This is a genomic window from Kitasatospora sp. NPDC086791 (assembly GCF_040685975.1).
Lineage (GTDB): Bacteria > Actinomycetota > Actinomycetes > Streptomycetales > Streptomycetaceae > Kitasatospora.
In genome coordinates this window covers 1-21,919 of the sequence record NZ_JBFBOC010000040.1, presented here as the reverse complement: position 1 = coordinate 21,919, position 21,919 = coordinate 1, and the positions used below count along the sequence as shown (strand labels likewise).

The 21,919-nt window shown below is 72.0% G+C and carries 18 protein-coding genes, 1 tRNA gene and 1 other RNA gene; 7 read left to right on the top strand and 13 right to left on the bottom strand.

Annotated elements, in window-relative coordinates:
- Positions 1-42 precede the first annotated feature (42 nt).
- The 10 genes from AB0Q99_RS31060 to ffs all read right to left on the bottom strand — a co-directional run bounded on the left by AB0Q99_RS31060 (position 43) and on the right by ffs (position 10,137).
- Positions 43-843: an SURF1 family protein gene (locus AB0Q99_RS31060; RefSeq protein ID WP_363577034.1), complete on the bottom strand. Its 801-nt coding sequence runs from the start codon at positions 841-843 to the stop codon at positions 43-45.
- A 173-nt stretch (positions 844-1,016) separates the two neighbouring features.
- The gene (locus AB0Q99_RS31055) at positions 1,017-2,297 is read right to left on the bottom strand and encodes a hypothetical protein (protein ID WP_363577032.1); all 1,281 of its coding nucleotides are present in this window, start codon (positions 2,295-2,297) and stop codon (positions 1,017-1,019) included.
- Positions 2,290-2,835 carry a SigE family RNA polymerase sigma factor gene (locus AB0Q99_RS31050; RefSeq protein ID WP_363577030.1) on the bottom strand — a complete coding sequence of 182 codons (546 nt, stop codon included), beginning with the start codon at positions 2,833-2,835 and terminating at the stop codon, positions 2,290-2,292. Before AB0Q99_RS31050 ends, AB0Q99_RS31055 begins: the two co-directional genes overlap by 8 nt.
- Before the next feature lie 387 nt (positions 2,836-3,222).
- Positions 3,223-4,278 carry an aspartate-semialdehyde dehydrogenase gene (locus AB0Q99_RS31045; protein ID WP_363577028.1) on the bottom strand — a complete coding sequence of 352 codons (1,056 nt, stop codon included), beginning with the start codon at positions 4,276-4,278 and terminating at the stop codon, positions 3,223-3,225.
- Positions 4,279-4,306: 28 nt separating this feature from the next.
- Positions 4,307-5,587, bottom strand: a complete 1,281-nt coding sequence (locus AB0Q99_RS31040) for an aspartate kinase (protein ID WP_363577026.1) — start codon at positions 5,585-5,587, stop codon at positions 4,307-4,309.
- Positions 5,588-5,954: 367 nt separating this feature from the next.
- Positions 5,955-6,629: a DUF5063 domain-containing protein gene (locus AB0Q99_RS31035; RefSeq protein WP_363577024.1), complete on the bottom strand. Its 675-nt coding sequence runs from the start codon at positions 6,627-6,629 to the stop codon at positions 5,955-5,957.
- Entirely contained in the window at positions 6,622-7,221 is a 600-nt protein-coding gene (recR, locus tag AB0Q99_RS31030) for a recombination mediator RecR (RefSeq protein WP_363577022.1), read from the bottom strand. The genes AB0Q99_RS31035 and recR overlap by 8 nt, the downstream gene beginning before the upstream one ends.
- Positions 7,222-7,386: 165 nt before the next feature.
- On the bottom strand, positions 7,387-7,725 hold the full coding sequence (locus tag AB0Q99_RS31025) for a YbaB/EbfC family nucleoid-associated protein (RefSeq protein ID WP_363577020.1): 339 nt from the start codon (positions 7,723-7,725) through the stop codon (positions 7,387-7,389).
- A gap of 77 nt (positions 7,726-7,802) precedes the next feature.
- Complete coding sequence (locus AB0Q99_RS31020) at positions 7,803-9,965, bottom strand: DNA polymerase III subunit gamma and tau (protein ID WP_363577018.1); 2,163 nt, start codon at positions 9,963-9,965, stop codon at positions 7,803-7,805.
- Between the two features lie 81 nt (positions 9,966-10,046).
- Positions 10,047-10,137: signal recognition particle sRNA small type (ffs, locus tag AB0Q99_RS31015), an RNA gene on the bottom strand.
- A 111-nt stretch (positions 10,138-10,248) separates the two neighbouring features.
- Here ffs and AB0Q99_RS31010 point away from each other — a divergent pair.
- Positions 10,249-10,333, top strand: a tRNA-Ser gene (locus AB0Q99_RS31010).
- Positions 10,334-10,558: 225 nt separating this feature from the next.
- Here the strand turns inward: AB0Q99_RS31010 and AB0Q99_RS31005 are convergent.
- From AB0Q99_RS31005 to AB0Q99_RS30995, 3 genes are all read right to left on the bottom strand, one after another.
- Positions 10,559-11,125 carry a PIN domain-containing protein gene (locus tag AB0Q99_RS31005; protein ID WP_363577016.1) on the bottom strand — a complete coding sequence of 189 codons (567 nt, stop codon included), beginning with the start codon at positions 11,123-11,125 and terminating at the stop codon, positions 10,559-10,561.
- Position 11,126: 1 nt separating this feature from the next.
- Complete coding sequence (locus tag AB0Q99_RS31000; protein WP_363577014.1) at positions 11,127-11,591, bottom strand: helix-turn-helix domain-containing protein; 465 nt, start codon at positions 11,589-11,591, stop codon at positions 11,127-11,129.
- 371 nt (positions 11,592-11,962) lie between these two features.
- Positions 11,963-13,048 (bottom strand): helix-turn-helix domain-containing protein, encoded by a 1,086-nt coding sequence (locus AB0Q99_RS30995; protein WP_363577012.1) that lies wholly within the window; start codon positions 13,046-13,048, stop codon positions 11,963-11,965.
- A 120-nt stretch (positions 13,049-13,168) separates the two neighbouring features.
- On the opposite strand from AB0Q99_RS30995, the gene AB0Q99_RS30990 reads away from it, so the two are divergent.
- The 6 genes from AB0Q99_RS30990 (at position 13,169) to AB0Q99_RS30965 (ending at position 21,760) form a co-directional block, all read left to right on the top strand.
- Positions 13,169-14,098, top strand: a complete 930-nt coding sequence (locus tag AB0Q99_RS30990) for an NAD-dependent epimerase/dehydratase family protein (RefSeq protein WP_363577010.1) — start codon at positions 13,169-13,171, stop codon at positions 14,096-14,098.
- 1,150 nt (positions 14,099-15,248) lie between these two features.
- Positions 15,249-16,103: an AAA family ATPase gene (locus AB0Q99_RS30985; RefSeq protein WP_363577008.1), complete on the top strand. Its 855-nt coding sequence runs from the start codon at positions 15,249-15,251 to the stop codon at positions 16,101-16,103.
- A 44-nt stretch (positions 16,104-16,147) separates the two neighbouring features.
- Positions 16,148-16,678, top strand: a complete 531-nt coding sequence (locus AB0Q99_RS30980) for a hypothetical protein (protein ID WP_363577006.1) — start codon at positions 16,148-16,150, stop codon at positions 16,676-16,678.
- Positions 16,679-16,911: 233 nt separating this feature from the next.
- Entirely contained in the window at positions 16,912-19,275 is a 2,364-nt protein-coding gene (locus tag AB0Q99_RS30975; RefSeq protein WP_363577004.1) for a helicase C-terminal domain-containing protein, read from the top strand.
- Positions 19,276-19,455: 180 nt separating this feature from the next.
- On the top strand, positions 19,456-19,917 hold the full coding sequence (locus AB0Q99_RS30970; RefSeq protein WP_363577002.1) for a prevent-host-death family protein: 462 nt from the start codon (positions 19,456-19,458) through the stop codon (positions 19,915-19,917).
- 694 nt (positions 19,918-20,611) lie between these two features.
- Positions 20,612-21,760 carry a metallophosphoesterase gene (locus tag AB0Q99_RS30965; RefSeq protein WP_363577087.1) on the top strand — a complete coding sequence of 383 codons (1,149 nt, stop codon included), beginning with the start codon at positions 20,612-20,614 and terminating at the stop codon, positions 21,758-21,760.
- The last annotated feature ends 159 nt before the right edge of the window (positions 21,761-21,919 follow it).

Here is a 21,919-nt window from a genome sequence, read left to right as displayed (position 1 = left end):
CGGGCGCACCCCGAGCCGGTCCGCCGGCTGCCGCTCGGCCGGTCAGTCCAGGACCGGGTCCAGTCCCAGGGCCCGGTCCTGCTCCGCCTCCGCCTCGCGGCGCACCAGGCGGAACCACATGAAGACGACGAAGCCCGCGAAGACGAACCACTCCAGGGTGTAGCCCAGGTTCTGGAACGCGCGCAGGGTGAGCCCGTCCCCGCCCTGCGGCTGCACGGTCGGTACCGGGGTCAGCCCGGCGGGGGCCTCGTCGACGGCCACCCAGCCGTCGTACCAGCCGTCGTACTCCAGCACGTTCAGCAGCGAGGCCCGGTTGATCATGCCGAGCTGCCCGGCCGGCAGGCCACCGGCCACCGCGCCGTTGGCGCCCACGGCCTCGTTGGCCTGCAGCCGCCCGGTCACCGTCACCGGCCCGTCCGGCGGCGGTCCGACGGGCGTTCCCGCGGCAACCCCCGCGGCCGGCGCCCCGGGCGCCCAGCCGCGCACCACGGCGACGGCGTGCCCGTCGGCGGTGCGCAGCGGGGTGAGCACGTAGTAGCCCTGTTTGCCGTCCACCACCCGGTTGGGGACGAGGAGCTGGTGCTCAGCGTCGTAGCTGCCGGTCACCGTGACGGACTTGCCGACGGTCTCCGTGGTCACCTGCGGGGTCGCCCGGTCGAGCAGGGCGTCGATCGGCCTGGCGTCACCCGAAGCGGTGACCGCCTGCTTGGTCTCGTTGTGCGTGGACACCCGGTCCTCGAACCGGCCGAGCTGCCAGGAGCCCAGCCACAGGCACACCGCCACGGCCGCCACGGCCAGAGCAGTGCCGCCCAGCCAGCGCGGAGTCAGGAGGAACCGGTACACACCCCCACGGTAACCATTCCTCACACCCACCCGGCCCCCAGGGCCCGGTCGAGCCCCGCGAGCCCGCCAGGGCCGGCCGTCAGGCCCCGACCACCGAGGCCCGACCGCCGAAGGCCCGGCCACACCCGAGCGCCCCGAGCTGCCGCCTCGGCCCGCTCACCCCACTCACCCGCTCACCCCGCCGACGGCGAACCCGACGGCTGCGGCGCCGGACCCCCCACCGCCTGCACCCCACCCCGGTACAGCGTCCCGCCGCAGGCCACCGGCAGCGTCACGGTGGCGGCCGTGGGACTGCCCGGGGCCGGGGTGTGGGCGATGGTGGCGGTGGCAGCCGGGGTGGTGGGGTTGCCGGTCGGGGTGGCGGTGGGGCTGGGCGCCGAACTCGGGACCGACGAGGGGGACGAGCTCGCCTGGGGGTTGCCGCTGGGCGCGCCGGTGGCGCCGGCCGCCGAAACGCCCGAGGTCGCGGGGGTCTTGGAGTTCAGGGAGGCCTGGCTGGCGCCGGACGGCGCGCCGGTGGGGCCGCCGGTGCAGCTCTGGTCGGGGATCCAGGCGAACGGCACCCGGTACCCGGCCTGCGGGGCGAGCACCGGCGGCTCGGCGTCCATCGCGGTCAGGCCGCCGGCCGCGTCGCCCGGGGCGTGGTCGGCGGTCCGGACGCGGTTGCGGTCGCCGCTGCTGACGCCGGTGACGGCGACCGCGCCCGGCCCGCCGAGGCGGCAGCTGTGTCCGGAGACGTTGTAGACGGTGAACGAGCCGTAGATCCGTCCCGTCGCGTCGGCCGAGCCGACCTGCGCGGTGCCGTCGCCGAGGTCAGGGCGGGTGCAGAGCGGGACGATGCCGCCGTCGCCGGCTCCGGCGGTGCCGGTGGGCGGGACGGTGCCGTCGACGCGGGTGGCCCCGGTGCCGGGGGTGCGGGAGACGGTGGCCGCGCCGGTGGCCGTCGAGGTGTCCCCCGTGCCGCTCGCGCCTGCGGGCGGGGTGCCGTGGCCGATGGTGCCGGTGGCGGTGCCGCTGGGGGCCGTGGCGGCGGGGCTCTTGGCGGCGGCCGAGCCGGGGCCGCCGGAGAGCCCGAGGTGCTCTCCCCCGTGCAGGACCGGCAGGGCGATCGCGACGGCGAACGCGAGGGCGGCGGCCCCGGTCCAGGCTCCGCGCCGGGCGGCCCGCCGACGGGGGACGGCCCGCCGGATCCGGGGCAGTCCGCCGGGCGAGGGCTGGATCCCGGCGACGGCGTGGTGCATCAGCTCCCGCACCGCCCGTTCGTCGGTCGACAGCCCGCCCAGCCCCGAGAGCTCCGAGGCCTCCAAAACCCCCGAGGCATCCGACGCATCCGACGTATCCGCTGCCGCTGCCGCCCCCGGGCCGTCCACGGCCTCCGGGCCCTGCGCCGCCCCCGGCCCCTCCGACGGCAGGCCGTCCGCCACCCGCCGCCGGACGCCGTCAGCCTCAGCCATGACCGGCCTCCATCTGCGTGCGGAGGGCGGCGAGTCCGCGCGATCCGTACGCCTTCACCGAGCCGAGCGAGATGCCCAGGGTTTCGGCGGCCTGCGCCTCCGTCATGTCCAGGAAGTAACGCAGCACCAGAACCTCCCGCTGACGGCGTTGCAGTCCACGCAGCGCGGCCTTCAACTGGTCGCGCTCCAGGGCATCGTAGGCACCTTCTTCTGCACTGGCCATGTCAGGCATGGGCTTCTGCAGCAGTCTCAGACCGAGGATCCGGCGACGCAGCGTGGAGCGGGACAGGTTGACGACCGTCTGCCGCAGGTAGGCCAGGGTCTTCTCCGGCTCGCGCACCCGGCGCCGGGCGGCGTGCACCCGGATGAAGGCCTCCTGGACGACGTCCTCGCAGGTCGAGAGGTCGTCCAGGAGCAGCGCGGCGAGCCGCAGCAGCGAGCGGTAGTGCGCCTGGTAGGTCTCGGTGAGCAGGTCCTCGCTGGTACCCGCGTCGGTACCGGCACCGGAGTCCGCCGCACCGGGTGCGGCCGCCGTCATCTGGTCGTCTTCCGGCCTACTCGCAGGCCTCGGGGCGCGCGAGGGGAACGACACCGCGGCCCTCGCCGGGATGCCCACCCTTGCCCCCACCATCACGTCCGCCACGCCCGTTGGACACTCGATCCCCTGTCATGGTTGCCCAGCCCGGGGCCCATTCTTCCGCATGGGCAGAAGCTGCCTCCAGCGGATTCCCTCGGGATTCCGGACGGATTGTGTCGAGGAGCGGACACAGGTATGGACACAGGTGCGGACACAAGCAGACACATCGGAAGCGGCGCAGGGGATCTGACCCCCACTCGGCGCGCGACCGGAGCCCGCGCGGCCCACCGCGCGGAGCCCACGCGGCCGTGCGACCCCCGGCCCGCGCTGCTCCCGCGCTGTTCCGGCCTATTCCACCGTCAGTTCACTCGCCACCAGTTCCGCGATCTGCAGCAGGTTGAGCGCCGCCCCCTTGCGCAGGTTGTCCCCGCACAGGAACAGGTCCAGCGCGTCCGGCTCGTCCAGGGCCCGGCGCACCCGCCCGACCCAGACCGGATCGGTCCCGACCACGTCGTTCGGCGTCGGGAACTCACCGGCCGCCGGGTCGTCGTAGAGGACGACGCCGGGGGCGTCCCGCAGGATGTCCTGCGCGTGCTCCTGGGTGACCTCCCGTTCGAACCGCGCGTGCACGGCCAGCGCGTGGGTGCGGAGGACGGGGATGTGGACGCAGGTCGCGGAGACCGTCAGGGCGGGCAGGCCGAGAATCTTGCGGGACTCGTCCCGGATACCGAGTTCCTCGGCGGCCCAGCCGCCCTCGCGCAGTCCGCCGGTCCAGGGCACGGCGTTGAACGCCAGCGGGGCGGCGAACGGCCCGTGGTCGGCGATCACGGCGCGCAGGTCGCCGGTCTGCCGGCCGACCTCGGCCCCGGCCACCAGCGCGGTCTGCTCGCGCAGTGCCGCCTCGCCGTCGCGGCCCTCGCCGCCGGCGGCCTGGTAGGAGGCGACCACGAGCTGTGCCAGCCCGTACTCGGCGTGCAGCGCGCCGACCGCCGCGATCATCGCGAGGGTGGTGCTGGCGGGGCTGGCGACGATGCCGCGCGGGCGGATCCGCAGCGCGGCCGGGTTGATCTCGGGGACGACCAGCGGCACGTCCTCGGCGGAGCGGAAGACGGCGGAGTCGTCGACCACCACGACGCCCTTGGCCACCGCGATCGGCGCCCACTGGGCGGAGACCGCGTCGGGGACGGCGAACACGGCGACGTCGATCCCGGCGAAGGCCTCCTCGGCCAGCGGGACGACTTCGACGGCCTCGCCGCGCACGACCGGCTTGCGGCCGGCCGAGCGCGGGGAGGCGACGAGCCGGACCTCGCCCCAGACGTCCTGACGGAGTGAGAGCAGGCCGAGCAGCACCTCGCCGACCGCGCCGGTGGCGCCGACGACGGCGAGGTTCGGCCGCCGGGTCATCGCCCGGTGCCCCCGCTCCGCTCCCGGGTCATCGCCCGGTGCCGCCGTAGACGACGGCCTCGTCCGTCTCGCTGTCCAGGCCGAAGGCGCTGTGCACGGCGCGGACGGCCTCCGGCACGTCCTCGGCGCGGGTGACGACCGAGATGCGGATCTCCGAGGTGGAGATCAGCTCGATGTTGACGCCCGCGGCGGACAGCGCCTCGAAGAAGGTCGCGGTGACGCCCGGGTTGGAGCGCATGCCCGCGCCGACGAGCGAGATCTTGCCGATCGCGTCGTCGTAGCGCAGCGACTCGTAGCCGATGCCGTCCTTGACCCGGCCGAGCGCGTCGATGGCCTTCTGGCCCTCGGTCTTGGGCAGGGTGAAGGAGATGTCGGTCAGGCCGGTCGACGCGGCGGAGACGTTCTGCACCACCATGTCGATGTTGACCTCGGCGTCGGCGATGGCGCGGAAGATCCGGGCCGCCTCGCCCGGCTTGTCGGGCACGCCGACGACCGTGACCTTGGCCTCGGAGGTGTCGTGGGCGACTCCGGAGATGATGGCCTGCTCCATCTCGCCCCCTTCGGGCTTGTTCGGGTTGTCGTTGCTGACGATCGTCCCGGGGAGACCCGAGAAGGACGAGCGTACGTGAATCGGGATGTTGTAGCGCCGCGCGTACTCCACGCAGCGGTCGAGCAGCACCTTGGAGCCGGAGGACGCCAGTTCCAGCATGTCCTCGTAGGCGATCCAGTCGATCTTGCGGGCCTTCTTCACCACGCGCGGGTCGGCGGTGAACACGCCGTCCACGTCGGTGTAGATCTCGCAGACCTCGGCCCGGAGGGCGGCCGCGAGGGCGACGGCGGTGGTGTCCGAGCCGCCCCGGCCCAGCGTGGTGATGTCCTTGCTGGTCTGGGACACGCCCTGGAAGCCGGCCACGATCGCGATGTTGCCCTCGTCCAGGGCGGTGCGGATCCGGCCCGGCGTCACGTCGATGATGCGCGCCTTGTTGTGGACGGAGTCGGTGATGACACCGGCCTGGCTGCCCGTGAAGGACTGGGCCTCGTGACCCAGGGATTTGATCGCCATGGCCAGCAGCGCCATGGAGATGCGCTCTCCAGCGGTCAGCAGCATGTCGAACTCACGGCCGGCAGGGATCGGTGACACCTGCTCCGCGAGTTCGATGAGCTCGTCCGTCGTGTCGCCCATCGCGGACACCACGACGACGACCTCATGGCCGGCCTTCTTGGCGTCAACGATTCGACGGGCCACGCGCTTGATGCCCTCGGCATCCGCAACGGATGAGCCGCCGTACTTCTGCACGACAAGGCCCACGTGCGCTCCTCGACTTGTGTCGTTTTCCGGGGGCTCCAGGCCCCCGTACCCCCGGGGGAGGGGGGTGTGCGGTCGGCGCCAGTCTACCGAGCAGGGGTGCCCCGACCGGCGCTTTCCACATGGTGAGACGCCCGTTTCAGCAGGTGATCGGCGGGTCGGGCGTCCGTACCGGCAGGTCTGCGGGCGATCCGGTACGGCCCCGAAGAATCGGCGGACCCGCGGACGGGGATCCGGCCGGATTTCCCTTCCCGGCGGATCCCTGAGGCATCCGTCACAGTCGGTGCCGTGCCGCCGCGGCCGCCGACTCCCACCACCTGGCCCGGGCTCTACCTGGCTCTGCCTTGGCCCTGCCTGGCCCTGCCTCGCTCTACCGCTGCAGCCCCAGCTCGGCCGCCATCAGGTCGCCCGCCTGCTGCTCCAGCTGCTCGTCGGTGAGCCCGTCGTCGTCGGTGTCCGCGCCGTCCGGCACGGCGCCGATCGGGCTGTCCAGCCGGACGTGCGCGATCAGCGACTGCAGCGCCCGCAGCACCGCGGTGCAGGTCGTGCCCCAGTTGGAGAGGTAGGAGAACTGCCACCACCACAACGCCTCGCTGACCCGGCCCTCGCGGTAGTGCGTCAGCCCGTGCTGGAGCTCGCTGACCACACCGGCCAGGTCGTCCGAGATCCGGAAGGCGTTGGGCTTCTCCGGCGGGCCGTACGGGTCGAAGACCTCGTGGTAGACGTCGATCGGCGCGAGCAGCTCGGCCAGCCGCTCGCGCAGCTGCTCGCCGTCCGGCTCCGGACCGGCGTCGGGCTCGAAGCGGTCCTCCGGGACGACGTCCTCGATGGCACCCAGCCGGCCGCCGGTCAGCAGCAGCTGCGAGACCTCCAGGAGCAGCAGCGAGACCGCGCTGCCCGGCTCGTCGCCCTTGGCGACCTCGGTGACGGCGAGCACGAAGCTCTCCACCGAGTCGGCGATCTGCACGGCGAAGTCGTCCGGCTCCGAGCCGTGCCCGTGGGCGTGCTGCTGGTTGATCGTCTGGTTGAGCGTCCGGTCAGACATCGAGCAGTCGTCTCCCTTCGAAGGCGCGGCCGAGGGTGACCTCGTCCGCGTACTCCAGATCCCCGCCGACGGGCAGGCCGCTCGCCAGCCGGGTCACCTTCAGGCCCATCGGCTTGCAGAGCCGGGCCAGATAGGTGGCGGTCGCCTCCCCCTCCAGGTTGGGGTCGGTGGCCAGGATCAGCTCGGTGACCGTGCCGTCGGCGAGGCGCGTCAGCAGCTCGCGGATGCGCAGGTCGTCCGGGCCGACGCCCTCGATGGGGCTGATCGCGCCGCCCAGCACGTGGTAGCGGCCGCGGAACTCACGGGTGCGCTCGATGGCGACGACGTCCTTGGGCTCCTCGACCACGCAGATGACGCCGAGGTCGCGGCGAGCGTCCAGACAGACCCGGCACTGCTCGGCCTCCGCGACGTTGCCGCAGACCGCGCAGAAGCGGACCTTGTCCTTGACCTCCAGCAGCGCGTGCGCGAGCCGGCGCACGTCCGTCGGGTCGGCCTGCAGCACGTGGAAGGCGATCCGCTGGGCGCTCTTGGGCCCGACGCCGGGCAGCCTGCCCAGTTCGTCGATCAGGTCCTGAACCACGCCCTCGTACAACGTCGCGCCTTCCTTCGGATGGTCGGTGGTGCTCCGGTGCCATCATCCAACGAATCGGGCGTCGGACACAGCGCCCGACGCCCGACTCCCACATAAATCACATGGGTCCGTCGTCTGAACTCCGGACCCACTGGGCCGTCGGCCGGCCTCGTCGTCCCCCTGGCCTCAGAACGGCAGGCCGGGGATGCCGCCGCCCAGGCCCTGGGTCAGCGGGCCCATGCGGTCGGACTGCAGCTTCTGCGCGGTCTGGGTCGCGTCCCGGACCGCCGCCAGGACCAGATCGGCCAGGGTCTCGGTGTCCTCCGGGTCGACTGCCGCCGGGGCGATGGTCAGCGCCACCAGCTCACCGGCACCGGTCACCGTCGCCTCGACCAGGCCGCCGCCCGCCGTACCGCTCACCTTCGTCTCGGCCAGCTCCTGCTGGGCCTTCGCGAGATCCTGCTGCATCTTCTGCGCCTGCTTCAGCAGCTGCTGCATGTTGGGCTGGCCACCACCGGGGAACACGGCTCTCTCCTTGCTGTCATGGCTGTCTGCGGTGCGTCGTGCGTCACCGCCGAGCCTACGCGTGCTGCCTCCGCGGCTCAGCCGCCCCGGTGGTGGATCTCCTCCAGCACCGTCGCACCCAGCTCGCGGATGATCAGCTCCTGGCCGGAGAACGCCTCCTCGTTGAGGTCCGGGTCGTCCTCCTCCGGGATGTCGTCCTCCGGGGCCACCGACCGCACCGGACGGGCTGGCGGCGCCGCGACGGGCGGCGGGGCCTGCACCGGCGCGGACCGCACGGGCGGGGCCTGCACCGGCGGAGGCGCCATCACGGGCGCGGGCGCCGGAGCGGGCGCCGCGACGACCGGCGGGGCCGCAGCCGGACGGGCCGGGGCTCCCCAGCCCCCGCCGCCGCCCTGGGCAGCAGCGGGAGCAGCCCCACCCGGGGCGGCGCCGACACCACCGGACGGGTCGACGATGCACTCGATCCGCCAGTCCACGCCCAGCGCGTCGGCCAGCGCGGCGCGCAGCACGTCGTCGCTGTTGCTGCCGACGAAGCTGTCCCGGGCGCCGGCGTTGATGAACGAGACCTGCAGCACGCTGCCGTCGAACCCGGCCACCTGACCGTTCTGGCTGAGCAGGATCCAGGTGAAGCGGCGGCGGTTCTTCACCGCCTCCAGGATCTGCGGCCACAGCTGCCGGACCTGCGCGGCGCCCTGCTGCGCGGCGGCCGACGGCTGCCCGCCGGGAGCGGCGGGAGCGGCAGCCACGGGGGTCGTCGCAGGAGCCGGGGCGGGCGCGGGCACCGGGGCCTGGGCCGGAGCGGCCTGCGGCTGCGGTGCGGCGGGCGCGCCGCCGCCACCGGCGGGCGGGAAGCTGCGTGGGATCGGCCAGGCGCCCGGGGCCGGCCCGGCGGGCGCGGCCGGAGGCGGCGGCGCCTGCACGGGAGCCGCGGCCGGTGCCTCCATCGCGGGCGCGGCAGCGGGGGCGGCGATGGGGGCGGCCACCGGTGCGACCGCAGGTGTGGCCACGGGCACCGCCACCGGCGCAGCCGCCGGCACCACCCCTGGCACCACGCCTGCCCCCGGTGCCGCGAACCCGCCCGCCGCCGCCCGCCGCTCCAGCTTGTCCAGGCGCGCCTGCAGCGACAGCTCGTCGCTGTACGCGCCGGGCAGCATCACCCGGGCGCAGATCAGCTCCAGCTGCAGCCGGGGCGCCGCGTTGCCGCGCATCTCGGTCAGCCCGGTGTTGACGAGGTCCGCGGCCCGGCTCAGCTCGGCCGCGCCGAACGCGTCCGCCTGCGCCTGCATCACCGCGATCCGGTCCGCCGGGGCGTCGATCAGCCCCTTCTCCCCGGCGTCCGGCACGGTGGCCAGGATCACCAGGTCGCGCAGCCGCTCCAGCAGGTCGGCGACGAACCGGCGCGGGTCGTGCCCGCCCTCGACCACCCGGTCGATCACCTGGAACACCGTCGCCCCGTCGTGCGCGGCGAAGGCGTCCACCACCTCGTCCAGCAGCGCGGAGTCGGTGTACCCGAGCAGCGCGGTCGCCATCTGGTAGGTCACGCCGCCCTCGCCGGCCCCGGCCAGCAGCTGGTCCATGACCGACATCGAGTCACGCACCGAACCCGCCCCGGCCCGGACCACCAGCGGGAACACCGAGTCCTCGACCTCGATGGCCTCGCGACCGCAGACGTCCGCCAGGTAGTCGCGCAGCGTGCCGGGCGGGACCAGCCGGAACGGGTAGTGGTGCGTCCGGGACCGGATCGTCCCGATCACCTTCTCCGGCTCGGTGGTCGCGAAGATGAACTTGAGGTGCTCCGGCGGCTCCTCCACCACCTTGAGCAGCGCGTTGAAGCCGGCCGAGGTCACCATGTGCGCCTCGTCCAGGATGAAGATCTTGTACCGGCTGTGCACCGGCGCGAAGAAGGCCCGCTCGCGCAGCTCGCGCGCGTCGTCCACACCACCGTGCGAGGCGGCGTCGATCTCGATCACGTCGATCGAACCGGGCCCACCGGTCGCCAGGTCACGGCAGGACTGGCACTCCCCGCAGGGCGTCGGCGTCGGCCCCTGCTCACAGTTCAGGCAGCGGGCCAGGATGCGCGCGCTCGTCGTCTTGCCACAGCCGCGCGGCCCGCTGAACAGGTACGCGTGATTGACCCTGTTGTTGCGCAGGGCCTGCTGGAGCGGAGCGGTCACGTGCTCCTGCCCGATGACCTCCGCGAAGGTCTCGGGGCGGTAGCGGCGGTACAGGGCTAGGGACACACCACCGACGATATCGGGACGGACCGACAAACGCGTCGCCCCGCACTCCCCCACCCCCGCCCACCGGGCCCCCGGGAACGCAAAGACCCCCCGTGCACCCGCCAGAGCCCTCCTACCCTTGCTGCCTTCCGGCCCTGGGGGGGTTCAGAGAGATGACGCCACACGAGGGGCTGGCCCCCACACTACCGGATCCCGGCCCCGACGATCCACAGGCCACCCCCACCCCCCGGCCTGCGAGACAGGTGGTCGCGACCACCCCGAAACATGTACTAAGCTCTCCCTCGGAGGATTCGCCTAGAGGCCTAGGGCGCACGCTTGGAAAGCGTGTTGGGGGCAACCCCTCACGAGTTCGAATCTCGTATCCTCCGCCGGCAGAAGGCCCGGACCGCACCGCGGTCCGGGCCTTCGTCGTTTCCCCTCCTCCCACAGCCGCCCCTCGACCATCTCGGCGGCCCACCGGGGCAACGGCGCGGTGCGCGACATGGAGCCTGCCCCCCCAGAGTTGCCAAGCATCCTCGCCGCTCCCGTGTGAGTGAGTGCGGGTAGGCCCCGGCCAGCATCTGCTGGCGGCCGGGGCCCATGGACTTGGCTCGTCAGGTGCTCTCGACCGGTCCGCTTCGGAGCATGCTCACTGATCCGATCAGTTGGGACCTCTCCAACTGACCCAGCACATCTTCGAACGTGGCCGGCTCCCGTCGCCGACTACCCGCAATCTCCATGACGCAGCCGTAGACCACACGGTCGTCCAGGTCGATCAAGTCCATGACGAAGTCGTCGGCGGTCTTCTGCTCGATGCCCCACTCCGCCACGTACTCGGACGGGAAATCCTTGCTGTTGTCGGTGACGATCACTTGCGCGCCGGCCCTGATCGCCGCCGCGAGGACGTGACGGTCGTCCGGATCGGGGAGCTTGAGCCCGTCAATCAGAGGCTCGTAGCCGGTGACGATGCAGTCCCGCACAGCTGCGTTCATGCGGCGCCGCAGCTCCGCACGCTTCTCGTCGTCGCCGATGTCGTTGCGGCGGAGTGCAGCTTCCACCTCGTCGAGGATCTGCTCGGTCCACTTGGCTTGGACGATACCGTGCCGAGCCAGACGGATGAGCAGATCCCGCACCGTGTTCGGGTAGAGCACGTTCGAGTCGTACAGAACGATGAAGGCCATGTCAGAGCAGCCCCAGCTCCTCGTCGAGGGCCGTGAGCGAGTCGGCTGCGTCCTTACGTTCGCGGTCGTCTCTCCGCTTGTACTCCATGACATCGTTGAACTTGATGCGCCGATGGCGCCCGACCCGTTCGAAGGGGATGTCTCCCTTCTCCAGGAGACCGATTAGGTAGGGCCTGGAAACGTTGAGCATGTCGGCGGCGACCTGGGTGGACACGATGGCATTGACTGGCATGATCTGCACGCCTTGCCCGTTCGCCAAGGCGGCGAGCATGGCGGCGAACATCTCGACCGTGGGGCGCGGCAGCACGAGAGGATCGTCGATGCCGACCTCACCGACGATGGTGATGTCTGTGGTGGCGTCCGTGTTGTGCGCGAGGTAGTCACGAACCCTACGCAGCGCCCGTTCGGCGCTTTGCGCGTCTACGGTGCCCGGCGCGATCTTCCGGCCTTCTGTGGCGGTTGCCATAGTCGAACCTCCTAGCTTCCCAGCGTAGTCGCAGCATCCGAATTATTCGAAGTATTCGCAACACCTTCCCGGATAACGATTCGGCGAACCGCTGGCTACTGTCGGTTCACTCGATCAGGGGAGCGATGGCTACCCCCGGGCCACGCCACTCTGGTCGGGCTGCAGCCGACGGGTGACCGGACCGACGCCTGCGACAGGGCGGACGCTCCCCAAGAGCCGCCTGCACGCTTGGTCTCAGTTTTGGTCTCGTTCACCCCCGTCCGGCAAGGTCCAGAGTCTCCCCCAAGGACCACTCCGTCGCAGGTCAAGACAAGGGTGAACCCCGGCGGACACCGTTCGGGAGAATTGGAAAGCGTGTTGGGGGCAACCCCTCACGAGTTCGAATCTCGTATCCTCCGCCTTATCGAAGGCCCGGACCGCTCCGTGTGGTCCGGGCCTTCGACGTTGTCCGGCCCCGTTGTCGGCCGCGGTTGGGATCGGGGCTCAGCCTGGGGGCGCGGGGAACCTCCTCGGCTGAGGCGGTGGGTGAAGGTGGTGCGGTAGGCGGTGGGGGTCAGGCCGGTGCGTCGGGACAGGTGGTGGCGCAGGGAGTCGGGGGTGGCGAGGCCGCTGAGCCGCGCAACCTGGTCCATCGGCAGGTTGGTCGTCTCCAGGAGTTCCTGGGCCCGGATCACGCGCTGGTGGAGGAGCCACTGCAGCGGGCTCAGGCCAGTCTCCTCGTGGAACCTGCGGGTCAGGGTGCGGACGCTGGTTGCCGCGTGGGCGGCGAGGTAGGTGCGGGTGAGCGGTTCGTGCAGGCGGTCGAGCGCCCAGGCCCGGGTCGCGGCCAGCGAGGTGCCCGTCGCGGGCGGCAGCGGTGTCGCGATGAACTGCGCCTGCCCGCCGGGCCGCACCGGTGCCGCTACCACCAGCCTGGCAACCGCGTTGGCCGTCGCGGCGCCGTAGTCGGTACGCACCAGGTGCAGGCACAGGTCGATGCCGGCGGACAGCCCGGCCGAGGTCAGCACGTTGCCGTCCTCGACGTACAGGACGTCGGGCCGCAGCCGGACCGATGGGAAGCGCGCGGAGAACTCCTCGGACTTGGCCCAGTAGGTGGTGGCGCTGCGCCCATCGAGCAGTCCGGCCTGGGCGAGGACGAATGCTCCGGTGCAGATGGAGGCAACGCGTTTACCCGCAGCCGACGCGCGGCGGAGTGCTGCGAGGACGCGCGGTTCGACGTCCTCGCGGGCCCCGGTCCCGGTCACGATGACGGTGTCGGCGTCGTCGACGGCCTCCAGCCCGTGGGGGATGGTGACCTCCAGACTGCCGCTGGTGGCGACGAAACCAGGGCGTGCGGTGCAGGCGCAGACCCGGTAGCCGGGGCGGCCGTCGACGACCGTCTCGCCGAGGACCAGCTCGGGGATGGACAGGTCGAAGGTGGTAGCAGGGGGGACGGCGACGACGGCAACCCGGTGCATGGCCCGAACCTCCAGATGTTTGGCATTCGGGCCACTACCTTACGAACACCCCGCAGCGGAGAGTGGAGCAGTCGGGGCGGCCTGCCCCTTCCCGTAGACCATCAACCAGGGAGTGGGAGCGTGTCCTTGTACGTCATCGTGGGAGCCGGAGCCACCGGAGCGACCGCGGCGCGGCTGTTGGCGGACGCCGGTGAGCGGGTCCGGCTCGTCACCCGCCGGGGAGGCGGGCCGTTGCACGAGCGGATCGAGCGAGTGGCCGCGGATGCCAACGACACCGGCCGGCTGGTCGAGCTGACCCGCGGTGCGGCGGTCATGTTCAACTGCGCCATGCCGGCCTACGACCGCTGGCCGGCCGAATTTCCGCCGCTGGCCGCCTCGTTGCTGGCGGCCGCGGAACGCGGTGGGGCGGACTACGTGATGCTCGGCAACACCTACGGCTACGGGCCGGTCGACGGGCCCGTCACGGAGGACCTTCCGATGGTGCCCAGCAGCGTCAAGGGCCGCGTCCGGGCGCGGATGTGGCACGACGCGCTCGCCGCGTACGAGGCCGGCCGGGTGCGGGTGACCGAGGTCCGGGCGAGCGACTACCTCGGTGCGGGCGCCTACTCGCCGTTCACCCTCATGGTGGGGGCGCAGGTGTTGAGCAGCGCGCCCGTCGCCTACCCGGGGGATCTCGACGCCCCGCACAGCTGGACCTACACCGGTGACGCCGCGCGCACGCTGATCGCCGCGTCCCGGAGCGAGGAGTCGTGGGGCCGGGCCTGGCACACGCCGTCCACCTCTCAGGCCCCGGTCCGTGAGCTGGCCGTGTCCCTGGCGCTGGCGGCCGGTGCGCCCACTCCCGATCTGGCCCACATGACCAGGGCCGAACTGGAGGAGATCGGCCGGACCGACTCCGTCATGGCCGAGTTCCCGGAGATGCTGTACCTGTACGACCGTCCCAACCTCCTCGACGCAGCGAACACGTCGGCGGTCCTGAACCTGACTCCCACACCGATCCGCGCCGTTCTGGACGAGATGGCCTCGGAGCACCTACGTACTACTTGCTGAGGACCAGAGCCCACCGGGCGTCTCCACATGGCGGCCAGGCAACGTGAGGATCAGATCCTGGTTGCAGTTCTGGTTGCGTCCATCCCCGTCCAGAGCCGTTCAGACTCCAGCCCACGCGTCGCTTCACTGCAGGTCAGGACGCATGCAACCACCCCCGGACAGCCGGACGAACATGTGGAAAGCGTGTTGGGGGCAACCCCTCACGAGTTCGAATCTCGTATCCTCCGCCTCCGCCCGCCAGGGCAGCACGAAGGCTCCGACCGCCCAGCGGTCGGGGCCTTCGTCGTTCCGTGGCTGCAGGTGCCGTGACCAGCCTTCAGCGCTGGCAACCCGACCAGAACACAGGTGCCCGGACCGCCGCGATCGTCGCGGAGCCGGCCTGCGGCGGGCGATCGGTACGGAGTGGTGGGCGGACCTGCCGCACGGATCCGCGACCACGCGCTCCTCCTGCCGAGGTAGCCGGGCTGACCGCCGACTTCGCGCGGCGTCAACGTCTTGCCGGCGCGCACGGACTTCGAATGGGCCGGACGAACCCATCCCGGCTTCGGGGAACCCGGCGGGCAATCCGTCATACGAGATCAAGGCCGGACACCGCCCGACGGTAATTGACGAGGAGAAGTCAATAATCGATGGGATTTCACCGGCCGACCGGCCGGCCGGTTCGCGGGAGTTCCGGTGGTGATCATTGCCGACTTGTGGTGTCCATGGAGGCGGAGCCGGCCCGGCCGCGACCGGCCCTGCGAATCGGCGGACAGCGACACGCGTTCTCGGTAGTCTCTACCCGCGAAACGTGTTCGGTCCGCTTCGCCGGGATCTCGAATGCGCATGGTCTTCTGACCGCGACAGGCAGGGTGGGAGAACACCTTGTCGTGCAGTCGGACGGCCTGACGCTGTCCCGTCGAGAGCTACGATCCGGTGCGACGGTGGGATTCGAGCCCACGCTCGGTTCTCCCACGCTCGGGGACGCGCTACTGCACCTGGATCAGAACATCCAGCGACTTCGTGACAGGTCGCCCTCCCCGGTACCCGACGACGGCCGGCCGAACGGAGCGCCACCCGCCCCCATTCGCGAAGAGATCGGCATCTTCGAGGGATTGAACGCGGAGATCCTGCAGCGGCGTACCGGCGGCGACTCGGGACGAGCCGAAGGATGACCACCACCGTCACGATCCCGGATCGGTTCCGCACCGAGGTCCTGCAGCATCTCATCCTGAGCTACATCAACCTCCCGGAAGAGCCTCTCATCATGGGAATCTTCGGATATCCCGGTGAGGGGAAGACCTTCCAGCTCAGAACAGTTCTCGCCCAGAGTGCCGTGGAGGTGTATTCGGTCAACGCGGCCGACCTGGAAAGCGACCGCGCGGGAGCTCCTGGAAAGCTCATTCTCGAGCGGTACGTCACGGCAGCCCACCGCATCGGCGCCGGCAGGCCGTGTGCACTGTTGATCGACGACGTCGACACGACCATCGGCGAGTGGTCCCAGAACACCGGCACCGTCAACCACCAGCAGGTGCTCGCCCAGTTGATGCACCTCGCCGACCACCCGACCTTCATCGAGAAGATCGGCAGCGTGCGGCGGGTTCCCGTGTTCGTGACCGGCAACGACCCGGCGAAGCTCTATCCACCGCTCAGGAGGCCTGGGCGCATGGGATTTCTCTACTGGCAGCCGACCGACGCGGAACGCGAGGCGGTTCTGACCTCGGTTTTCGAGGGGCTCCTCACCGCACCCGAGGTGGCTCGCCTGATGAAATCCTACGCGCACCGCCCGGTCTCTTTCTTCGCCCAGGTGCGCGGCGCCGTGATCCGCGACGTCTGCGCGACCCTCGTCGGCAGCTCCGCAGCCAATCTCGCGGCGGTCGTGGACGCGCCGGAGAAATATGCTTCATTCGTGAGCGCCACGATGAACTCCCTGGGTCCCGATATCGCGGCACGGACGGAAGCCCAGGCCCGCAAGCTCGACTGCGGTTTCGATTCGGCGGATCGTGCGTATCTGACCGGTCCATAGGCCGGCGATCGGGCCGAGAAAGCAGCCTACCCGGAGCGAGGGAAATGCCGACGACTTCGACGTACACCGAGACGAGAACGCGCACCGAATCAGTACTGGACCAGTTCGAGATATTCCTGCGCTACACGGGAGTCAGCAAGAAGATCCGGACCGGCTTCCTTCGCGGCATCGAAAACCGCTGGTTGGCGGCCATCGGCGTGTTCCTCGTGAACGGTGACGGCCTGCGCATCCTGGAGGCCGAAATCAGCGTGGACTGGACGCTCCATTCGGACCTGGGGGCCCTCATGCCGACCGTGCGTACCGATCTACCCGGCTGGGAGGGTGGCGCGGCACCGGAGATCACCGTGATCGGCAACCGGTTCGGCCGCAAAGCCCAGGAGCTGAACCTCACTCCTCGTGCGTGGGCGAGATTCACCAGCGCGATCATTGCCGACGGAAAACGCCATGCGGACCTCTGCGGGCAGGTCGGCGTGGTTTTCCGGGGTGCGCCCCCCGGCTGGGCCTCATCACCGGAAGAGCGCTCCTACACCGTCCAGGATCTGAACGAGGTGGCCACCACCTTGCGTCAGGCGTAGGAGCGTCGGCACGGGGGCCTCCAGCGGTCGTTGCCACACCCGTCGATGGGCCATCCTGGTGGTCCCGGTCGGCTTCGGTAGGGCCTGGCCGTCCTCCTACGTGGTGAGGTGTCCCCATCGGTACGAAGAGCGGATCGGCGCTGGCCTCGTGGCTGCGCGGTCTCGATGCGGCCGGGTTGGAGCGGGTTCTGGCGGCGCGTCCGGACGCTGCGGCGGCTCCGGAGCCGCGGTCGGTGGGTGAACTGGCGGACCGTGTTCAGCGGCCGGCGTCGGTGGCGCTGGCCCTGCCCCGGCTCACGCTGCCGTGCCTGCAGGTGGCGGAGGCCGTCGCCGCACTGCCGGGTGCGTCACGGGAGGGGCTGGCGGACCTGCTGGGGGCAACTCATGGTGAACGCGCCCTCGGACTGGCCGCCGCCCTGGAGGTGCTGGCCGATCGCGCCCTGGTGTGGCCGGACGGCAACGGCGTGCTGCGCATGGCGGCGCCGCTGCGGAACGCGTGGGACTCGCCCCTGGGGCTCGACGCACCGCTCGTGCGACTGCTCGCGGGCTCGAACTCCGACGAACTGGGCCGCGTGCTGGCGAAGATCGACGTCAAACCCGCGGCGAACCGGAAGGCGCAGCGGCTGGCGGCGCTGGTCGACCATCACAGCGATCCGGCGCGGGTCTCCGCACTGGTGGCCACCGCGCCCGCAGCCACCCGGAAGCTCCTTGAGCGGCTCGCGCACAAAGCTCCGGAGCGGCCGGGCTTCATCATGTTCGGGACTCCGCAGGCGGATTCCAAGCCCGGCGAACAATGGGCGCTGGACCGGGGGCTGCTGATCCGGGACCGGCACCGGTACGGGCCGGCCCGGATGCCCGCGGAGGTGACACTCGCACTGCGCGGCCCCGACTGGCACGCCCCGTTCACCCCGCTCCCGCCCGACGTGCGGTCGGTGCCCGCCACCGCCTCGGCCGTCGAACGGGAAGCCGCGGCCGCCTCGATGGCGTTCGCCGCGCACGCCGTGTCCGTCCTCGGGGTGTGCGCCGCCGCTCCGCCGGCCCGGCTCAAGGCCGGCGGGATCGGCGCCCGCGAGCTGTCCCGGATCGGCAAGGCGGCGCGGTGCGACGAGATGGTGGTACGCCTCGTGCTGGAGGCGGCGAGCGCGGCCGGACTGCTGGCCCGGGACGGCGACCGGGTCGCGGCGACCGCGGGCTACGACACCTGGGCCGGGCAGGAACCGGCCGACCAGCTCGCCACGCTGCTCCGGGCGTGGTGGGCGCTGCCGCTGACCCCCGGCGGGAGCCGCGACGAGGACGGGAAGGCCCTGCCCGCGCTCGCCGGGACACCGCCCTGCGGAGGCTGCGTCCAGGCCCGGCACGGGCTGCTCACGGCCGCGGCCCAGCTCCCGGCCGGCGAAGGCGCGGCGAAATCGGCGGACCTGGCGGCGCTGCTCGTGTGGCTCCGCCCGCTCGTCGACCAACTGCCCCAGGACGCCACGCCGTTCGCCACCCTGATCCGGGAGGCGGAACTGCTCGGCGCGCTCGCCCTCGGGGCCGTGTCCCCGATCGGGGCCGCCCTGCTCGCCGACGGCTCCGACGGCTCCGACCACGCCGGCGCCGACGACAGCGACGACGACAACGACAGTGACGCGCTGACCGTGGCCTGTCGGCGGCTGCTGCCCGCCGCCAGTGGGACCGCCCGCTTCGGCAGCGATCTCACGGCCGTGGTCGCCGGTACGCCGTCGGCGCACCTCCTCGCGCTGCTGGACTCCGTCGCGGACCGGGAGACCGCCGGCGCGGCGTCCGTCTGGCGGTTCAGCCCGGGCAGCGTCCGCCGCGCCCTCGACGCGGGCCTCACCCCCGACGCCCTCACGGCCGACCTGGTCGCCGTCGCCGTCGATCCGCTCCCGCAGCCGCTCTCGTACCTGATCCACGACACCGCGCGCAGCCACGGCCGGGTGCGCGTCGTCTCCGCAGCCTGTGTGATCCACGGTCAGGAGCCCGCCCTCCTGGCCGAACTGGCCGCCCACCGCAAGCTCGCCCCGCTCGGCCTGCGGCAACTGGCACCGACGGTGCTGATCAGCCGGTCGCCCGCGGACAAGACGCTCGCGGCACTGCGGTCCGCCGGCTACGCCCCGGTCGCCGAGAAGCCCGACGGGACCGTCCGGATCGAACGGGCTCCGCGCCCCCGCTCGGCGAGCCCGGTCCCGCCCCCGGCGCTGCCCGGCGGCAGGTCCCGCCCGCAGCGGACGGACGCCCGGATCGGAGCCCCCCGGACGGCCGTCGACCTGTCCGCCCTCGCCACCCGGCTCCGGGGCGCCCCGGCGGACCTGCCGGAGCCCGACCCGGAGAGCAACCGCCCGTACGACACCGACACCGAGGAGATCATCGCCGCGTACGCGCGCAACCTGTCCTTCACCGACGTCCGCCAGCTGGCCCATGCCGTCAACGACGGGCGGGCCATCACGATCGAGTACCTCGCCGCCTCGGGCAACGCGACGGTCCGCACCCTCAGCGAGCTCGAACTGGACGCGCCCCACCTCTACGCCTGGTGCCATCTGCGGGACGACGAGCGCGTGTTCACCATCTCCCGCATCCACGGCGTGATGCCCGCCTAGCGCCCCTAGCCCGCCTAGGGGCGAACGAAGACCCAGGCGCCGCGGGAAACGTCACGGCGGTTTCCCGCGGTCCTTCGGCGCCCCCGGTTCGCACCCAGCCGCCCACGATGGCGGCCGGAACTCCCCCTCCGCAACCCACCTTCCTTGACTTCGGAATGTATTCCGAAGTGGCGTCGCCCCATGTCCACTCCCACCGTGTCGTTCTCCGACCTCTCGAAGAACTCCAAGCGCGTCGCGGACACCGTCGAGCAGGTCCAGCGCGTTCACGTCACACGTCGCGACGGTGAGGACCTGTACCTGACCACAGAGCGTCACGACCGGCAGCGTGAAGAGACCGCCGATGTCACGGCCCGACTGTTCGCCGCGCTGATCACCAGCGACGAGGGCGCGCGCGCCGTCCTCCTCGCGCTCCCCGAGGTCTTCCCCTGGAGCCGGCACCTGTCGGCCGAGGAAGTCCGGGAGTTCGTCGTCGACCTGGTGAACGCCACCCGCGATGCGGTGGAGCTGGACGTGCACGGCAACCTGCACCGGGTGATCGTCGAGTGGCGCGCCACCGCCCGGATCCTGGCGGATCCCGAACTGGCCGTGCAGCTCACCAGACCGCTCACCGGTGACGACCACGGCGAGGTATTCGAGCCATGAGCCCCAAGCGCGGCGACGACGTCCCATCGCCACCGATCGGTGACGAGTGGAGACCGCGGTTCGCCACCAATGAGGCGGCCAAGGGATGGGGCGACCTCTGCACGGAAGCTCCCGGGAACACGCGTCGCTGCTTCGAAGCCCTCCGCACCGATCCGCTGTCCACGAGCGACCCGGACCGCCGGCACCGACTGCGCGGCCGCCTGTCGACCCGAGCCCTCGGAGGACGCGAGCTTCCGCAGTGGGAGTTCGAGGTGACAGCCGGCGGGCGCGTGCGCTACCTCGTCGACGAGGCCGGCCAACCGTCCACCTCGTCTACGCCTCGCCTCGGCATCCCAAGGACACCGACAACTAGCCGCACCGTCGGTCAGCCGACCGGGCGACGCACTCCGGCACTCCGTTGCGATCTCGCGCACTCGCGTCCTCCTGCGCCGCCGCCACGCCGCTCGGGCGAGGCCCCCGACCGCAGGCCGTTCGGGGGCCTCGTCGGATGATGGGGGCCACAGACGACGTGAGGGGCGGCGCAGTGACTGACAGCGGATCCATCGGGCCGGAGTCGGACCTCCGGCCGGGCGGCGGGGAGTACGGGGGCGTCGTGGCCACCGCCCGGCCCGAGGACGTGGCGGTTCCCGCGTCGGGTGCGGGGACCCCGCCGAGCGCGGAGGCACCGGGTGGGGGCGCGCGGCGTCGGGGGGCCCTGTTCCGGCGGCTGGCCGTCCTCGTGCTCGTCCTCGTGGTCCTGTGCCTCCCGCCCTGGTGGACGCTCTTCGCCTCCGGCGCCGACTGGCCGCTGCCGGTCTTCCTGGCCGGCACGACTGTCTTCGCCGCCTGGATGGTCTCCTTCCCCTTCGTGATGGTCGCGGGCCACGGGTCGCGGCAGGTCGACCGGGCCGCCCGCCTCGCGGACACCAGCCTCGGGGTGGTCTGGGTACTGTTCACCTGGTCGGTGCTGGGCGGCCTGGTGAACCTCGCGCTGGCCGGGTTCGACGTCGGCGGCGCCGGCCGGGCCAGGATCGTGGCGGTGGCCGTGGCCGCGGTCTCGGCCGGGCTGCTGGCCTGGGGGCACCACGAGGCGATGCGCGTGCCCCGGGTGAAGCGGCTGGACGTCCACGTCCCGCGACTGGGCGGGGGCCTTGACGGGACCCGGGTCGTGGTGCTGGCCGACACCCACTACGGGCCGATCGACCGGGCGGACTGGTCGGCGCGGGTCGCGGAGGCGGTCAACGCGCTGGACGCGGACGTCGTGGTCCACGCCGGTGACATCGCCGACGGCACCCCCGCCCGGCGCCGGGAGCAGTCCGCGCCGCTCGGGACGATCCGCTCGCGGCTGGCCAAGGTCTACGTCACGGGGAACCACGAATACGGCGGGGAGGCCCAGGGCTGGCTGGACCGGATGGCGGAGCTGGGCTGGGAGCCGCTGCACAACCGCCACGTCGTGGTGGAGCGCGGCGGGGACGCCCTCGTGCTCGCCGGTGTGGACGACGTGACCGCGGAGCACTCCGGCCTGGCCGGGCACCGCGCGAACCTGGCCGGCGCGCTGGCGGGGGCGGACCCGACGAACCCGGTGCTGCTCGTCGCCCACCAGCCCAAGTACGTCCCGCAGGCCGCCGCCGCCGGCATCGACCTGCAGATCTCCGGGCACACGCACGGCGGCCAGATCTGGCCGTTCAACTTCCTCGTCCGGATCGACCAGCCGGTGGTGCACGGCGTGAGCCGGCACGGGGAGCGGACCCAGCTCTACACCAGCCGGGGCACCGGCTTCTGGGGGCCGCCCTTCCGGGTCTTCGCGCCGAGTGAGATCACCCTGCTCACGCTGCGCTCGGGCGCCGCGGAGGCCGCCGAGTAGGACACCGGAGCCGTCGCCACGGGCGGCTCGACCGAAGGCCCCGACCGGTCCGCGCCGGTTCGGGCGCCGACCGCTGCCTGGGCGGGTGCGATCAAGTCGAGCAGCACGTCCTCGGCGCTGACGCCACGAGCGAGAAGGTCCAGGACGAGCGCCACGGCG